This is a genomic window from Klebsiella sp. RC2 (assembly GCF_014192815.1).
GTDB classification, from domain to species: domain Bacteria; phylum Pseudomonadota; class Gammaproteobacteria; order Enterobacterales; family Enterobacteriaceae; genus Klebsiella; species Klebsiella variicola.
On sequence record NZ_JACHYL010000009.1, the window covers coordinates 151,479 to 168,928 of the forward strand.

At 49.5% G+C, this 17,450-nt stretch carries 8 protein-coding genes and 1 tRNA gene; all 9 read right to left on the reverse strand.

Going from position 1 to position 17,450, the window contains the following annotated elements; translation table 11 throughout:
* Window positions 1-845: 845 nt before the first annotated feature.
* Window positions 846-3,077 carry a hypothetical protein gene (locus FHW76_RS23925; protein ID WP_060875994.1) on the reverse strand — a complete coding sequence of 744 codons (2,232 nt, stop codon included), beginning with the start codon at window positions 3,075-3,077 and terminating at the stop codon, window positions 846-848.
* Complete coding sequence (locus FHW76_RS23930) at window positions 3,074-7,768, reverse strand: hypothetical protein (RefSeq protein WP_183477045.1); 4,695 nt, start codon at window positions 7,766-7,768, stop codon at window positions 3,074-3,076. The genes FHW76_RS23925 and FHW76_RS23930 overlap by 4 nt, the downstream gene beginning before the upstream one ends.
* 11 nt (window positions 7,769-7,779) lie before the next feature.
* Window positions 7,780-9,978 carry a DEAD/DEAH box helicase gene (locus FHW76_RS23935; protein WP_060875996.1) on the reverse strand — a complete coding sequence of 733 codons (2,199 nt, stop codon included), beginning with the start codon at window positions 9,976-9,978 and terminating at the stop codon, window positions 7,780-7,782.
* Window positions 9,975-11,291, reverse strand: a complete 1,317-nt coding sequence (locus FHW76_RS23940; RefSeq protein WP_060875997.1) for an ATP-binding protein — start codon at window positions 11,289-11,291, stop codon at window positions 9,975-9,977. The genes FHW76_RS23935 and FHW76_RS23940 overlap by 4 nt, the downstream gene beginning before the upstream one ends.
* A 3-nt stretch (window positions 11,292-11,294) precedes the next feature.
* A complete protein-coding gene (locus FHW76_RS23945) occupies window positions 11,295-13,622 on the reverse strand; it encodes a TerB N-terminal domain-containing protein (RefSeq protein WP_060875998.1) in 2,328 nt (775 codons plus the stop codon).
* 165 nt (window positions 13,623-13,787) lie between these two features.
* The gene (locus FHW76_RS23950) at window positions 13,788-14,873 is read right to left on the reverse strand and encodes a nucleotidyl transferase AbiEii/AbiGii toxin family protein (protein ID WP_087499156.1); all 1,086 of its coding nucleotides are present in this window, start codon (window positions 14,871-14,873) and stop codon (window positions 13,788-13,790) included.
* Window positions 14,873-15,490: a DUF6088 family protein gene (locus tag FHW76_RS23955; protein ID WP_183477047.1), complete on the reverse strand. Its 618-nt coding sequence runs from the start codon at window positions 15,488-15,490 to the stop codon at window positions 14,873-14,875. The genes FHW76_RS23950 and FHW76_RS23955 overlap by 1 nt, the downstream gene beginning before the upstream one ends.
* Window positions 15,491-16,303: 813 nt before the next feature.
* Window positions 16,304-16,379: transfer RNA gene (locus tag FHW76_RS23960), tRNA-Phe, on the reverse strand.
* Window positions 16,380-16,484: 105 nt separating this feature from the next.
* On the reverse strand, window positions 16,485-17,198 hold the full coding sequence (locus FHW76_RS23965; protein WP_008806478.1) for a DUF554 domain-containing protein: 714 nt from the start codon (window positions 17,196-17,198) through the stop codon (window positions 16,485-16,487).
* Window positions 17,199-17,450 lie beyond the last annotated feature (252 nt).

Below are 17,450 nucleotides of genomic sequence, written 5' to 3' on the forward strand. Positions count from 1 at the left end.
GGTATGTCAGTTATCAGAATCCATCAGGTAATCCGGGTGCCCATTCGAATATCAGTTATATGATGGCGACAATCGAATATCTCTGGCTGTATGCATTATTTCAGCTCATAAAATGAGCTGCATCTACAGTGTCAACACTGTTGTGAGTTTAGGCACTTCTGTTATTTCAAATAGAATACTGGAAGATTAACCATAACAAGGATAGTAGTTAATGGGTATGACTGGATTGGTAGTAATCGTTAAGTTAATCAGTGCCATTACTATTGGGGCCTTCATGGCAGTTGCCGTCTGGTTGTGCTTCAAAAGAGTAAATACAATCATCATCTTCAGCCTGATCTGGCTATCATCCATTATCCTGATTTATATTTTTATTGAACTAAAATAATCTGAATTAACATTGGGGGGCTTATTAAATTTAAAGCAAATCCACTTGGCATTCCGGATGGCGGTATCGGTATTTTAGTGCCCGGACTCGGACTAACGCCGCAGGCGTTGAACAGCGCGCTTGTCGCGCTGGTCCCGAAGGGGTGAGCCGCTGTGCGGCGAATAATCGAACGCAGTTCGATAGAGAGTTCGGTCGTAGAAAAGCAAAAACCCAGCCATAGGCTGGGTTCTTTAAATAGTGGTGCCGGATTTGGAGTCAAATCCACGATTAACGTGCTGTTTGTTATTGGTTTTGTTGGTATTGCTTGTAAACAGCGCCCCCAATAAGGCCCTCATAAAAAATCGCTTTGTTTTTGTGATAGTTGTCATAAAAAATCGTTATTTTGCGAACAGGCACCTCGTTATATGTGGCGTCAACTCCACACATAACGAATTCTAAAAACACCGCCCTAAATTTTCCGCTAGTTCTCCACCATCAATCGGGCAAGCTTGGCAAAAATCGAACTTTTGCTGCTTTCGCCGCTCCTGAGCATATCCAGGGTGAAGCTATTGAGATAAACGCCAGTTAACGGGTGGCTAAATACATCTACGGCTTTGCCCTGGGCATCCCATATCAGCAGATTTTCCACCAGGTTAGGCCGTGCAATAGTAGGATTTGTAGGCTGGGCATCGCTTACCAGAACAAACACACCATTCTCATGCGGTTGCAGATAAATATGGTGATGCTTCATCTTTTGCGCTTTGGTCAGCGAGTCGTATTTCGAGCGGCCAGGTGATATCAGATAGGGCAGTACGTTTTGATCCGGTTTTGCAGAGCGGGTGATGGCATACCCGTTAAATTTATCCCCTTTACGCTCTGCCAGAGTTTTTTCTTGTTCCTGATAAGCGTATGAATCGACGATATTAAATTGCGCCGGGCCAATCAGGCGCGGTACGCGGGAGCTGTTGTAGGTAGTAAGCAGGACATCTGCTGTGTGGTCGTAGAGATAGAAGCTTTTGTCGAATAATTTCTTTAATCGTCCCAGAGAGGGGTGATCAACAGATAGATAGTCTAATTTACCTTCAGCGATCCCGGTATCAACCACCCTAAGTTGGCCGTGTTCTATTTTTAGTTCAACATATCCAAGCAGGGGGAGATAGCTTTTCGTTTTGCGTACTGCATAGGCGGTATAGTGCCCGTCTGCCAAATCTGGTAGTGGGATGTGATGCTGATTGAGTAAGCTCTCTTTGAACCATAGCTCGGTTTTTATTCGGCGAACCTTACTGTTAAGTAAGGTAACTGCTGACTTGAGACGACTGTGAGGCTTCGTAAGATCGATTTCGTATTGAGCAGGGTCGCTCGCCGAGCGTTCATTAATAAGATCAATCGCATCCAGCAATTTGCGATCAATATTCATACCCTGCAAGACCACAGGTAGCGGTTGCTGATTTAGCCACCCTTGCAAACGATCCAGTTTAAGTTGGGTATAGGTATCCCAATTGAGTTCAGGTTGTTTTCGGGCGTCGGCAAAAGCCGCATAAAAATCATTGTACTCAACAGATTCATTATCTTGCTGGCGGATGCTGTTGCTCCGTTCTTCATCTACCGCATTGAGCACCAGAATAGAAGTATTGGCGGGCAGCTCAGAAAAGCCGGTTTGCTGAGAATGTTTAAGCGACGCCAGAGGCCAGAGTTGATACCCGGGGAACTGGATGGCTAATGTGTCAAAGAAATAAGCTTCTTGCGTGGCGCTAAATTCGACGCCGTTATTAACCACCAACAGCGTATTAGTCAGCTGTTGATCGAGGTCGGTAGCGAACTGATTGACCTCGTGGGTGGCCTGAAATGGGATAGGCTGATGCGGGATCTCTAGTTCACTGAGCCGCTCGCAGGCGGCATTCATGACCACGTTATAGGTATAGGCCTGGCATTCACCATAGCCGCTGCGCTCACGAAAAAAGTCCAGTTTGCTATCCCGGGCATCGAGTTTGCGCCGGGCTTTGAGCCGACGATTATCGATGTTAAACCACACGCAGGTATCGTCCAGAGAGAGATGCAATTCATCCTCCGGTTCGACCAGAAATTTTCGTTTGTGCAGGGTAAAGGCGAGTTCGTTATATTCTGATGCATAAATGTCGAGTTCGAATGCCTCCATCACTCCAGTGCCGCTTTTCTGCGTGACGGGCTGACTCAGGCGAGCGTTGAGATAGAACGTAGAGTTGAAGTAGGTTGGCGGTACCGAAAAGCGCTCGCTGGCTTGTTCCAGCATTATCATTTTCAAATGCAGACTGAACAATCCCTGAATCAGGCGAGATAAATCATAATTTTCAGCTGTGAGTCGCTGGCAAAGCGTTTCAATGCGTTCTGCCAAAGTCCGATGCGCTAGGCTGTTCGGTGCAGCAGCAGGCACCAGGAAAAAAAAGACGTGATGGTAATTGGGTAAGCAATGCAGCTCATATTTTACTTCCTGCCCGGCCTCAAGCCCAAGCTTCTGCCGCACGCAAGTTTTTACCTCCTGATGAATTCGCGCATAGTAATCAGCGGATTTTTCTTTTCGCTCTTTAGTAAAGCGCTGAATCATAAAGTCTATCGTATAGATATTAGATACAGGGGCCAATAGATGCTGGATGGTCGTCAACTGATCTTCTTCAAGCTTGATCAAATTGGTACGGGCAATCGGAGTATCCGTCAGCTCATTCAGATTAGGGATCATGATACTTTTCCTTTAGTCGGCAACTTTTCTATACCCAGAAGGGTTAGTAACATTGGGTTAATGTCCAATGTCATGCTTAGTTTCGAGTTTTCCTGAGCTCGTCTGCTCTCTCGATTTTTGGGCTGATAGTACTGGTAGTCGGTTTGCAACAGGTTGAGGTAGTGGATCGTGTGATCCACGTTATCCTGCCACATCAGATTATTGGGGTTCTGGCTGTAGGCGACGTTCAGATAGACAAATCGAATACGCTCATAACGACCTACCAGCGTCGCCTGGATCTGCTTTTGTCCCTCTGTATCCGCCTTTTGGCTGGCGATATTACGGATCTGGCGAATCTTATTGCTGCTTTTCTCAAGCGTTTCTTCTGCCCGCGTTAAATCGTCCAACTGTGTCGCCCAGCGTTTAACGTCGATGCAGAGCAGGTCGTCCCCCACTTCAATAAAGCGGTCAAAAAACTCATATACCAGCGGTTCAAGGCGTTCAAACACCTGTTGGTCGGAGAGTGGGGTAACGCCATAACTTTTCAGCACTTTATCGAAGAGATATTCACCGACATTGCCTTTGAGCAATGGAACTAGCCTGGGGTTGGGTACCCATTTTTTGAATGCCGTTTCCTGGATGTTGTTACATTCACGAATCAACTCGCCGACCAGGTTGCCGGGGGTAAAATCGACATCGTTTCTATACTGCGGAAAGAGGGTGAGCTCTGGCCGGTACTCTCTTGCGCCGCCAGCGAAATCCGACAGGGCGGAATAATTTCTGTGGACAAGTCCATCCGGGCCGCGTTTGTGGCAAAGTAAAATAGTTTGGTTGCCCTGTTGGCGATCGATAAACAGGGCGTGGTGGATAGATTGCATTTGCCGATTGGCGACATACAAGGAATTAGCCTGAAGTTTTTCCAGCCAACGCAGGGGATCGGTAAAGGAGTCAGAATCACGGAATAAATTACACAATTCGAGATATTCAAGTTTGCCGGCGCGTACCTGATTTATCCAGTCGGTTTTCAGGACTCGCTTATGAACAGCATCGATGCGGCGACCATTTTCTACGATAGCCTGCTCAAACGCATGCCGCTGTTCAGCATCACTAAATGACTGGCTCTGACTCAGCTTTTCGCACTCCTCCATGAGGCGGTGGTTAAGCAAGGACATGCTTTCTGATACGACCTCGTTGGCGCTATCTTCACTGAGAGCGGCGAACTGGAATGCAACATTACGGAACACATCGCGGGGTAAAAAGATTTCTGTTTTCAATAGAGTGTCGCGACGCTCGACTCGCCCTACGGCCTGCACGACGACTTTGAATAAGCTCATATCATGTTCGGCCATTAACAGGCGATAGTTTTCGCCGTGGGCGAAATTAACGTTGATATCGGTCAACTTGTGGACGGTAATATCGTCATCGGCGTAGTGTTTAAGCACGGTAACATAGTTAGGTAATGTATTGAGGTTACCGCTGTTGTCCTTTACTTCGCTGTAAAACGAGGAGTTGATGAGCACTAAGCGCTCAAAATCGACATCCAGACGTGATGCATTGATATCATTAATATCGCCGTCATGGTATTTAACAAAGTAGTTGAGGCCGGTGCCCGCACTTTTGTAGCTGCTCATAAATACTAGTACGGTATTGCTGTTCTGGAGATAGGTTTCTTGCCTGACATCTTCGACATTAGCCAGTGGTGAATCGAAAAAGACCAAATGGATGGTGTGACGCCCTTTGAATGGGGTAAAGGTCAGGATCTGGTCATGTTTCTTATCGTTATCCGTTTTTTCATCGCACCGGGAGTGCATACCGTACTGCTGACGCCAGGCTGATTGATGAGTGCGCCAGGCGCTGATAAAGGCCCGCTTAAACGTCCCTGAAAGTGACAAAATCAGGCTGTTTTTACCCTCGTAGGCGGCAAGCAATAACGCTTCCAGTTCCCGCTGGTACTGACGCCGTTTATAGGTATTTTTCAGGTCGTATTCCAACGGTTTCTTCAGCGCGTCGAAAAAGTTGTCATACGTCCTGCGATAGATTTCACAATTTTGGTAGATATCGGTCAATTTTAACTGCTTATCATCGAACACCCTGAAGTCGACGTTGCGGATACTGGCCCTCAATCCGCGTAATGCCTTAAGTGTATCGATATCTGCCTTTTCTCGTTCAACGACCCGGTAGCCAAGGTCGCGGCTATAGCGCGCCAGGAAGCGACGATTGAAGTTACCGTTTTTGGTGTGGCTAAAACCGCTGGTGGCGCTAAGCCCAATTACTTTATTGTGCGTGCCGGTTAATAAACGCAGCAGCATGGCTTCGGGCAGCTCTTGTACCAGATCCATTTCGAACGCCAGAATAATTGTGCGCTCGGCTCCCCTGTTCACGTAATTGAGTTCCGCTATAGGCGTCATCGTGAATACGGTTTTGGGTTGCAGGTAAGTGTAGAAATGATCAATCAACAAGTTTTTATCGGTGGTGCGATCGAAGATATGTCGCACCACGCCAGCTACGTTATTGGCAGCGTCAACAAACTGGCCCAAAGGCGTATTCTGGCTGCTGGAGTTATCCTGGCCGCCATTCTTTACCCAGCGCTTAAAGTGCCGGTTGGTGATTTCAGAACAGGCGGCGAGGATGACGGAGACCAACTGGAACAGATCGTGCAGGGTGGGGTTGGTGTCACTGGCATCATTTTCGACTTCGTAATACAGCTCGGTGCGCGTTATATCGCCTTCGCTGTTGCGCATGCGAATGCGTTTCAGCCCCTCTTCATTGACGTACATTTTGGGGTTAAAGCTGAATACATTGCGGGTGATTGAGATGATGCGTTCGGCGGCGTCGCCGTTGACTTCAAATGCCCCTAACTGGTCACGAAACATCTCCAGGATCGATCCCAGCGTCGTACCGGATGATAATTCGCACTTTTTCGCCAGTAGGTCTCGCAGGATGGTGATGAATTTGACCATCTCTTGCTCAAAGGTCGTTTGCGCTTCTTTGGGCTTGTTCCGGCTCTCCAGGCTGAGTACCGCGTTGTGAATACGTCCCGCGACAGAAATAACGTGCGCCAGATTATTTTCCTGTGTAACCAGTTTCACATGGCACGTTTCTTCAAGGCGGGTGTAGGCTTCATGCAGTTCATCGATTATCACCGTAAAGCGGATATTTTTGCGGCGAAAAGGGCAGTCTGGATTACGTTTGAAATGTTCATCGCGAAGGTAAGCGCCCTGCCCGGCGTGGCCTACAGCCGCAACGGTGCTGATCTGAGGATCTTTGGGGCTCAGTTTGCCGCCAAGGAGCAGGTCAAAAGCTACGGGCTCAAAATTCACACCTTCGCCTCGTTTACGAGGTGTCAGGCGATATGTTGATGTATCGAATTTTTTGGTGGTCATTAACAGCACCGATGGGCGGTACTGACATACTTCGAAAGGCAATACCTGTTTGATGAGCTCGAAGTAAACTTCGTGTACGCTCATTTTTGACGCAGGTTTTCCCTGCATCACGTTAAGCTCTCGTTTTCTGCGAGCAAGCAGTCCGCGGCGAATATATTCTTGAATCGACGTTTCACCATTACCCCGTTCAAATAATGACTTGCAGGCCGATACAATGGTATTACGAAGACTATGACGGTAGTTCTTTAGCTGGTCTTTGATTATTTCTATATCAAGATCAGTATGTTGACTATTGAATGTTGCCAGTTGCTCTTCACAGCGATCAATCTGCGAAACCAGATGATTTAGTGAACGCATAGCAACACTTACAGGGGAATTGCTATTGGCATTTTTATACCAACGGGTATAGCGCTCACGGTTTTTCAGGCCAGAGGCCCAGTCAATAAAATCGAGGTCGGCAATATCATTACGGGAGAGAACGCAAATGAACTCGCCGCCAGAGGCCAGAATTTTCTCTTTCTGGCTACTATCCAGGTCGATTTGTGATTTTTGCGGCGACATGAACAACAGGTTGGTAAAACCGCCTTCGGGAAACAGGTAATTTGGCTGCTGGGTTTTGGCGAAACGTTCCAGATATTCAACATACCCTTGAATCACGCCATAGCTTTTGCCGAACCCCGTGCCGTCAGAACTGAAAATAACCTCAGCGCCATCACGTTCATGCACGTGGTAAAGTTGAGAGACTTGGGCGCGGCAAGCATTAATATCTTCGACCAGCGTTATGTCAGGAATTTGCCTGGAGATGAGATCTTGCAGATTATTATTGATAGTTTTCTCTCCAACACGCTCACACTTACGGTAACTATTGATGGTTATTTGGCCGCTTCCGATCAGAATCTTTTCCACCTGCATGGGGGCAAGATGCAAGGCTGTCGCGATCTCATTGATAGTATTGGATAGCGGCTCGTGAGGGCTGCTAATCGTAAAGTGGTTTATCGCCGCTGCAACGGTATCTGGATGTAGTGCTTTTCTGAGGGTGGGAAAAGTGAGGCTGTAGTCGTATAGCGCCAAATCGTTGTTTATCAGGCAGCGAAACGGTTGTTTAGTGGGATCGCCACCAGGACGGCTGGCAAATCCCAAGATTTTTGCCTGTTCGAGGCGATAAAGCAATGCTGCGGCATCGCGGTCAGGTGAGTCAAATGCATCATGGAGCTGCTGGCTAAATGGCATTGTGGCATTCAGCCGGTTATGGCTGACCAGCGCGGAAAAGTGCTGACGCACCAAGGTTAGCAGCTTACAATCTTCCTCTATAGTCCAGCTTTTTCTCATTCTTCTTCCCCTTAATATAAATGCCCCTGCAACCACTCCTTCACGCGTTCAACATTAAAAGCACGTAACCCATACTCCTGCGTCAGCAACGCCTCCGGTAAATACTCATCATATTTTTCGAGGCACTTTTCAACGATGCTTTCGGCAAGACGGGATTCGGAAGGTAGCCCTTCCTGAAGTGCGCTGAATAACGCTTGTTTAACCTCCGAGACCGTAGTTTTTTCTACTTCAACCACACCAGCAAATGAGCTCGCCTTGAAACCGCGCTGTATAAGTAATGCCGATAGCGTATTTACGGTTTGATCGCCAAGCCAGGGAAGAATGTAGATATGCTGCCCCTGCTGAATAAAACATTCCGAAGCCAGATTATTGTTGCGAAAACAGTGCAGCCCTTCATCAAACAGGTTTCTGGCCGTGGTATCGGCAAAATCGGCTTTGCGATCGCCAACGGTGATGCGGTAGTCTCCCTCCCGATAAATGGTAAGTATTTCCTGTCGGACGACGTCATGAATGGACATCCCTTGTCCGCCAAATAACGGCGGCTGCCCGCCTTTTGTCGCCTCGACATAAATAACTTTTTTATCACTATCGATATCGGTGACCTTCCAGCGTCGACCGCCGAAAATAATGTGTTGGTCAGGCATCAGGGGGGAATCAACGGGGATAGAGCCCAGTGTTTTGCTCCCTGCTACAATACGAAACTCTTCCGGTGTGCTGAACACGGCGTAGAAGGTGTATTGATTTACCTGACGTTCACCCTCGACGCCCAGAACCAGTTCGCCGCTTGATAGCTGGGTCAGAAACTGGTGCTCCCCCATATGTTTCAATAACGTTTTGAAGTCATCGATCCGGACTTTCTGAAATGGCCCTTGCTGGCATAGCTGTGACCAGATCTGATCCGCACGCACGCCTCCCCATTGTGCCGCGATCGCCAGGATCTGATGGAACAGGGTGGAATAGTGCATCTGCCGGGTATCAGCTGGCTCAAACCATTTGCTGCCGATAAGTAAGCGGATCATGGCCAGCGACTGAACAAGCTGAAGCCTGAGCTGGTCGACAATGCCTGATGTTGGCGTCAGTTCATGTTCGGCAATCAGCATTCTCAATACGGCAGGCGAGTCGCGCCGACCGGAGCGTCCCATTCGCTGGCGCAGGCTGGCTACGGAATGGGGGGCGGTAACTTGCACAACGGAGCTGACTTTACCGATGTCGATGCCAAGCTCTAACGTCATCGTACAGATGGCGGTGGTGGGTAAGTTGCCTTGTTGAAGCCTCTGTTCCAGCGTTTCACGCAGATCTCGGGACAGCGAGCCATGATGGGGGAAGAACTCATTGGGAACGATGCTCGCTTCACTCAGATCGCTAAGCGTAGCGGCAATGCTTTCGGTCCGTTTGCGACTGTTAGCGAACACCAGATGGGAATCACCACGACAGAAGCGAAAGATATCATGGCAGATTTGCGTCTCTGCCGACGGTGGCGGCTGTTGGCCTGTGGTGGTTAGCGGTTCCAGATAACCTTTCACCTGCACTTTTAACGTAACGTGAGTCTGACTGTCAGTAATAATGTCGCAGGGCAGACGTTGATTTGGCCGCAGAGATAACGGTACTCGCTCCAGTTCCCCCAGCGTTGCGCTGAGTGCGACTCGGGGGACTGGATTGTCGATTCTTCCCAGTAGGTGGTCGATTCGATTTAACAGAGAGAGAAGCTGCATACCCCGCTCAGAACCGATAAAAGCATGGAATTCATCAATGGCGATGTATGCCAGTGGAGCGAAAGCCTGCTTTAACCATCCCGCATTGCGGATAAGCATTGCTTCCAGCGACTCTGGGGTGATAAGCAAAATACCGGAAGGATGTTTCTTCGCTTTCAGCTTTTTGCTCTGCGCAACATCGCCATGCCAGGGGGTGACCGGCATCTCCAGTGCATCGCCTAGGCTTTCCAGCCGTCGATACTGATCGTTAATCAGGGCCTTAAGTGGGCTAATGTATAAAATGCCAAAGCCGCTCTGAATATCCGCAATGGCAGAACAGGCGGGCAGGAAAAACGCTTCCGTTTTACCTGCGGCAGTCGCGGCGCTGATCAGAACATCCCGATCGCCCGCTAATATCGGTGGAACGGCTTTTTTTTGCAGTTCCCGGAGATCGGCCCATCCCTGCCGGTATATCCACTTCTGTATGCGTGGATCCAGCCGCTGGTATTCGTTCGTCATAATCTGAAATCGGCCAGACCATCCTCATCGGCATCTTCTGCCGACGTTATTTCATCCATATCGCTGGGTTTTTCTTCCGCGATCGCGACACCGGCGATTAACTGTGACCACTGAATGGACGGGTTTTGTTCCAGCACGGCCAGCATATCCAGGAAGGCTTTAATGGTGTTTCGTGGCGTACGGAAATAGGCATCACCAATAGTATTGCTACAGTGGCGTAGGAATGCCGTCAGTGCATCATCAGGAACCAGATAGTTATCCGCATCGCCGCCGGAATAAACGTGACGTAGGTTTTTCAACAGAATATAGAGCTCTTCCGGCGTCAGGCTGGCTAAATGCAGGGAAGGGGACGAATAATCAATGACACCAGCCCGCTGAGCGAAGCTGTTTTCCGCCAGTCGGGACTGGAGCGCTTCGTAGCTGTACAACCCCTTGCGTGGATCGAACAGGAATTCTGGCGTACCGCCAAGTAAAAAGCCGATATACTCAGCCGTTCCTTGCAGACAATCATTCAGAATACGCAGTATCTGTTCATAGTTCGCAACCCTGGCCTGCGTATTGCTCAGTTTGTACAGATTGACCATCTCATCCAGATTCACCAACAGACCCGCGTATCCAGCCTGACGGACAAACAGGCTCATCAGCTTTAGCGAGTCGTAGAAAGAGGCATCAGAGATAATGGTACGCACACCCAGATCGTTACGGGCGTCGGTTTTCGTGGTGTATTCACCTCTTAGCCAGCGGATGGCATTTGATTTTAGTGTCTCATTATCCTGCTCGTGGCCCTGCCAGTAACATTCAATGACTTTGGCGAAATCGTAACCGCCAACCATATCAGACAGGTCAGCGAGCTTTTGGTGAATAATCGTCGGAACCGTCACGTTTGTACTTTCTGCTTCTTTTCTGGCTTCCGTAATAAAGCGCTCAACCACGCTTAACAATGCATTTCCATCCGGCTTATTTCGCGTTGACAGATTTTTCATTAGCTCGGAATAGAGGTTACGCGCCTGTCCCCCCGTCGCGTGGATACGCCTGTCCGGGGATAAATCGGCACTGATTGTCACCAGCTTTTTCTCTAGCGCAATTGAGCGCACAACGCTTAAAAAGAATGTCTTACCGGAACCGTATTCCCCGATAATCAGCCGGAATCCTGCACCGCCATCGGCGATACGCTCAATATCCTGATACAGCGCTTTTATCTCGTTAACCCGGCCAACCTGAATATGCTGAATACCAATTTTAGGCGTAACGCCTGACTTCAGTGACTGAATAATGGCGTCTCTTTCTTTGAGACGAATACGAATGCCAGACATAAATTATCCTTTGAGTTCTTGTGCAATTTCCAGGTCAACGTAAATATCATCGTCATCATCAAGCACTGGTGCGTCAACCTGTTCGAAAGACCAGTCATTAATCGCTTCAATCGCACCACTCAGCATCAAATTAAATTGCTGGCATAGCTCAGCAACTTCGTTTCGCGCCCAGCGCTCTTTTTCCAGCAAACGTTGGTAAAGCTGGTGATGTGCCTCATCAAGACCTGCGCCAGTATGTGGCGGGATCTCCGCCGGGGACTCGTCTGCGGGTTCATCTTCGGTGAAGATGGCGTTCAGCAACTGGCGTACGTCGGTGGTATCAGATTCATGACGGGCAAGGATCCGTTCATCAAGAGAAAACGCGCCGCTTGTCGCTGATGGGGTTTGTAACGTAGCAGTCGGTGTTGTTTCTGCGGTTGACAAGCGGTGGATATCGCTGGTGACGGTACTGCTGTCCAGGCCGAGGCTGGTATAGGTTTTTTCCAGTTGCTTAATTTCCGCCGGATCGATTTTTCCATCTGCGCAGGCGACGCTGATAATAACGTTGCTAATAGCGGATTTTTCTTTATCGCTGAGTTGTTCAATTTTAGCTTTCAGGCCTGCCTGATTTGCAGGCGTGTTGAGCCTCCAGGTGAGGTAGGCGTGCAGCGAACGTTTTTCTGTTGGCGACAACGTATCATTGTGATCAATGGTTTTTTCCAGCGTGGCCTGTTCAGCAACATCCACACGCTTGTCCATTTGTGCAATCATGGCGCCCAACCGAAGCGCCACGGAGACTGACGTAAATTCCGCCGACGGTACGTAGAATTCCGCATGTCCTTCGGGAAACAAAACAATATGTCCTTCTGGTTCTGTCCGGACAAAGTGATAGCGCATATCCGGCGCAATGCCGTAGCCTGCTCGTCTGGCGAAATTTTGCATCAGTTCGGCTTCTTTCTTATTAATCTTATCCGGTACCGGCATACCCAGTCTGGCCCAGAAATCAGCCACTGTCGCCAGTCCTGAATGTTCACGGATTTTCTCATCTGCCCAGTGTTTAAATTCAGCAAACAAACGTTCTGCATCTTCGGTCAGTATTTCATCGGGAAGCAGCATGATGGCGGCGACATCGCTTGCTGAGGCATCTTTTTTACCGAGATAGCGACTGTAGGCATCCAGCGCATTGATACAGGATTCTGCAACAGGAATTAACTTCTGAACCGGGGCTTTTAAAACGCTGGGATCGGGAAGATCCATCTGTTTTTTTACCTGAAGTTCCCGAAGCGTACCACTGGCGGGGGTATAGCTTAAATACAACCGTGTTTTATTGGGTTTGACGACAATACCGTCACCGTATTTTTGGGTATAACGCTGTTTGAATAACGCGGAAAATTCAGCATGACATCGACGGGCAGGCGTACGCAGGGTGTAATCAGGAAAATAGTGTATCCATGCCAGTGCCAGATCGGCACAAACAGGTTGTCCTTTCTCAACCACCGTCGCCAGATTCAGTCTGAACAGTAATGAACTCCTTGACGAGAAATATTCGTTTTCGGTATGTATAGAAAGTAACTTCGGTCTGAGAATGATCATCATTTCCAGCAACTGCGTTGCATAATGCCGGAAGGAACCGCTGGCCTGAAATACGGTTCTCAGGCGTGATATCTCTTCGAATAATGCTTTGAATTCATCGTCAGAAATAGCCTCTTGTGTGCCATCCGCTAGTATGCGACGTTCCAGACCGTAAAAATAGATAAAAACATAGCCAACGGGGCAGTTCGCATCGCTGCGATCGCTTGCTAGCCAGTCAAGATAGGCACCACGGCAGCGAGGGGTGAGCGTGGCAAAGCTGGGCCAGTATCCCAGCGATTCATCATAATAATGCCGCGAACCAGGCTCGATGGGAAAAGCGTCATTAACCAGCGAAGCGTCAGAGCCATCGTTATAAAGATAGCCATATTCTCCTGATGAATGTGTTTTTAACCGCCCGCCGAAATAAAAATAACCGTGATTAATGACGACGTTTTGAATGGTGATACTTTCTCCCGGTTTGACCCATCGCGCTGGCGTGGTATTGCTATGGGCGGCGCTTTCTCGCGATGGCTGGCGGCTGGCGCTGTATTCAACCGCCTGTCCATTAACAAAGCTAAAGGTTGCCAGTTCGTCATCATCGGATGCCTGAGAATGCATGTCTGTCACGCTGCTGGCTGGCTGGTTGAAAGATTTGTGTTGAGATGAATGATTTATTTTGGTGATGATTTTGCTATTTACTTTGGGAGGCGGCGACTTTTTCTTTTTGGAAAACAGAAGCCAGATAACAGTCAGTGCAATAACGAATATCCAGAAGCCCATTCCGTGCCCTTAATCGCTGATAATGCTTCCCGGCATTGTTCTACGAGCGGCAAAGGCGGTAAGCATAAAACTGGAAGAGAGATCGTAAAATGATACCGCGAATGGGCTGGAGTACAAGCATAAAAACCCTGTTATTCAAAAGGATTATGTCATATGTCTGGGGGATCAATTGGCAGGGTCAGGGTATACCTGTGAATCACGCATAAAACGATTGATTTCATCTTGCGCATGACGAAGGCGATCGGCAATGTCAGCAAATCCATCAGGCTCACTAAAGAACATTCCCCCTTCCACTGCCGTTTGATGATCCCCGGCGATTGCGGCGAATCGTTCAGCATCGTCAGGCAACAGTTGCAGGTTTCCGACAATGACCTGAGTAAAATCCACGCCCGGCACGGACCAGCGACGTTGCTTCATCTCGACCACATTGCGCATGGCTTCCAGCGTTTCATAGGGGTTGGCAAAATGATTACGCAGCAGGCAGTCCACATCATACCAGTGGCGTGCCAGTCGGGCCGGATTTGGCGCTTTGGTTTGCGTGCAGAACTGGTGCAGCGCCGTCAGCTTTTCCCAAAGAATATAACCGGTGTCATAAGCGTTTACGGTCGCGGTGGGTAACTGGAGTGTATCCATGCCTGCAATCCCGGACAGATAACTTACAACAGGCATCAGATCGGTTGGCTTGCCACGATTTCGTCCGCCAAATTCCAACAGAATATGATCGCGCTGATAGGCCATACTGTCTTCTTTCACCCGTGGGAAATAGATATCGACTTTTTCGCCACCGCTGTCGGGTTCCATTTTTGCTTCAAGGCCTGAAATATTATAAATCTGAAAGCGTTGGTTTAACCGTTCTGCCAGCGCGTTTGTCCATTCTGTTAAGCGCTCTTGCTGCTGCTCTCTGAACCGACGATTCTGGCTGTTATTTAGCGTGCTTTGCTCCCATGCCTGCTGTTCTTCCTCTTCTGAGTGACCTGCCAGATCGGCCCAGTGAACAGAAAGATCGATATCTTCAGAAAAACGCTCAATCACGTTCCAGCATTTGCTTAACGCCGTTCCACCTTTAAACGCGACAGATAATTCTCCCAGCAAATCCTCATTAAAAAGCAGTCGAAGGATCTCCGTTACCCAGAGATCCTTTTCCAGAAAACTGGCTCCCAGCCCGGAGGGATGCTGCTGCGCCGCGTAAGAGAGGATTTCCTGAAGCTCGCTACGTTGTGATGCGTTCCGGTAGTAATCAAAAATGTTCATCAGAGCGCCTTTTGCAACGCTATAAGCTGCGAGCGCCAGGCGTGAAGCGCAGGCTCATTCATTAACTTTCCGGCAATCTGTCGCGCTTTAGCGGACGGGATGCGGAGCCGATGAAAAGCATTCTTCAGCGTTTCCGGTGGAGTATGTTGCTGATCCAGACTCAACAAACCACGCATCAGCTCTCCTTCAGGTCGGTTCAGCCAACGTAACCGGCTTGCTGATTTGTGCTGGATCCGGACCAGCTCATTGCCGACACGAAACTCTCGCGTAGGGCCGTTTGACCAGTAGATACGTTTAACCGGTGCCTGCGTTTGCAGCCCTAACCGGTAAGCGGCTTCCAGTCCCTGAAGGGTGATTTTGTAACCGCGTTCTTTTGCCCATGCGGCGGCAACCTCATTGGCACTAGTGACTATGTTTACGGATGGAAGATTTTTCAACGGTTTTGGCCGGGAGTAGAAGCCTCGTTCGACCCGGACCAGCAGGCCTTCTTTGACCAGACGACTCATTGCCTGTTGTACCGACGCACGGCTTCCCAGCGAATAAAATCCGCTGATGGAAAAGGGGATGCCACGCTTCATACGGTGAACCCGCTGGCGGGCCAGAGCGGCAACAGACATTAATTCTCCTGGACTGACGTTTCATTCTAATGTGGATTTATTTTAGACCATACATATCATGGTATACAAGAATATTGATGTCAGTAAAAAATTGTATACATCGATAGAATTAGTTGCAGGGATTTCTAATAAGTGACCCTGTTAATTTCTGTCTTAGGCCTCAGCGTTTAGTGGTTCCTCATTGCGTCTGAATGTGGGGCGTCTTGTTTTCGGGGCTGCTCTGTCCAACCGAGAATCTGGGCCGGCAATTGGCGCATGCAGTGATTGGTATCTCTGACTGTTTCAAAAGGAGAGTGCTGTTCTGAAGGCAGAAGAGCAGTCAATAAGCCCTGAACGCCAACTTCTCCTCCTTGCCGCCAAAGTGGTACTTGAGCTGCCAGAGTTTTCATCCGTTAGGTTTAATCAGCAGGTCCAGACACTGCGCGTCGCTGGGCTTGTAAGGCGTATTGCCAGACTTGGTATTCCGGATGGTGGTATCGGTATTTGAGTGCCCGAACTCGGACTAACGCCGCAGGCGTTGAACAGCGGGCGTGCCGCGCTGGCCCCGAAGGGGTGAGCCGCTGTGCGGCGAATAATCGAACGCAGTTCGATGGAGAGTCCGGCCGTAGAAAAGCAAAAACCCAGCCATAGGCTGGGTTCTCTGAATAAGTGGTGCCCGGACTCGGACTAACGCCGCAGGCGTTGAACAGCGCGCGTGTCGCGCTGGCCCCGAAGGGGTGAGCCGCTGTGCGGCGAATAATCGAATGGAGTTCGATGGAGAGTCCGGTCGTAGAAAAGCAAAAACCCAGCCATAGGCTGGGTTCTCTGAATAAGTGGTGCCCGGACTCGGAATCGAACCAAGGACACGGGGATTTTCAATCCCCTGCTCTACCGACTGAGCTATCCGGGCAACGGGGCGCATTAAACCGTAATCGCCGCGCCTCGTCAACGAAATTTATCTGTTTTGCAGCAGACTGAACAATCTATCACCACATTGCGCTAAAAGCACGCGTCTTCAGGCAAAAAACAGCGTCCAGGCCGCTGAAATTGGCATCGCCAGCACCAGCGCAGGCAGCATATTCACCACCGCAAACATTTTTATCCCGCAGATGCGCAGCCCGGTGGCCACCAGCAGCATACCGCCGACGGCGCTGAAATCCGCCAGCATCATCGGGGTAGTAAGCGGCATAATGATCGCCGCGCAGGCCGCAAGAGTCAGCTGGATGAGCAGCATCGGCACGCTGATGGCGGCGACGGCAATGCCCAGGGTGCAGGCGAAAATGGTGGCAGTGAAAAAGTCGAGAAACGCTTTAGCAATCAGAATGCTGGCGTCGCCAGTCATCCCTTCGCGCATGGCGCCGAAGACGCCGGTGCCGCTGGCGCAGAACAGGACGATAATCGCCACATAGCTCTGAATATAAGACTCATGAGCCGAAGCCTTTTTCTTGCCTTTCGCTGACATCAACTGCTGGAGCTTACTGACCAGCGTATTGATGCCTTTTTCCATATTGCATATTTCGCCGAGCAGCGTCCCCACCAGGGTCGACAGCACCATCACTGGCAGATTGGCGCACTTAATGACCAGTAAAATGCCGATGCCTAATGACGCCAGGCCAAAAATTGAGGTCATTGATGTGCGGATCCGTTCCGGCAACCGTTGACTGAGCAAGGCGCCCAGCACACCGCCGACCAGCACCGCGCTGGCGTTAATAAAAGGTCCTGTAACCACGCTGACTCCTGTTAAATATCCCTGATAACCGCATTATTATGACGTTAACCCGCCGTGAAAGCTTGTGTATCCGTGATATAAGTGCATACGGTTTTCATCTTGCGCCTGTTCGGGAAAGGTGCCATGATTGCGCGAATTTTCTCCTCCCTGATATGAGGCCGCCGATGACGACACTGCCATTATCTCGCCAGCGACGTCGCGCACAGATGCGCGGGCTGCCTCATCTTGCTACGCTTACTCCTCTGTTCACCA

What these genes read in the sequence shown, in the direction of transcription:
- FHW76_RS23925 (WP_060875994.1), bottom strand. Translation starts at nt 3,077, where the DNA reads ATGATCCCTAATCTGAATGAGCTGACGGATACTCCGATTGCCCGTACC.
- FHW76_RS23940 (WP_060875997.1), bottom strand. Translation starts at nt 11,291, where the DNA reads ATGTCTGGCATTCGTATTCGTCTCAAAGAAAGAGACGCCATTATTCAG.
- FHW76_RS23935 (WP_060875996.1), bottom strand. Translation starts at nt 9,978, where the DNA reads ATGACGAACGAATACCAGCGGCTGGATCCACGCATACAGAAGTGGATA.
- FHW76_RS23950 (WP_087499156.1), bottom strand. Translation starts at nt 14,873, where the DNA reads ATGAACATTTTTGATTACTACCGGAACGCATCACAACGTAGCGAGCTT.
- FHW76_RS23945 (WP_060875998.1), bottom strand. Translation starts at nt 13,622, where the DNA reads ATGGGCTTCTGGATATTCGTTATTGCACTGACTGTTATCTGGCTTCTG.
- FHW76_RS23930 (WP_183477045.1), bottom strand. Translation starts at nt 7,768, where the DNA reads ATGAGAAAAAGCTGGACTATAGAGGAAGATTGTAAGCTGCTAACCTTG.
- FHW76_RS23955 (WP_183477047.1), bottom strand. Translation starts at nt 15,490, where the DNA reads ATGTCTGTTGCCGCTCTGGCCCGCCAGCGGGTTCACCGTATGAAGCGT.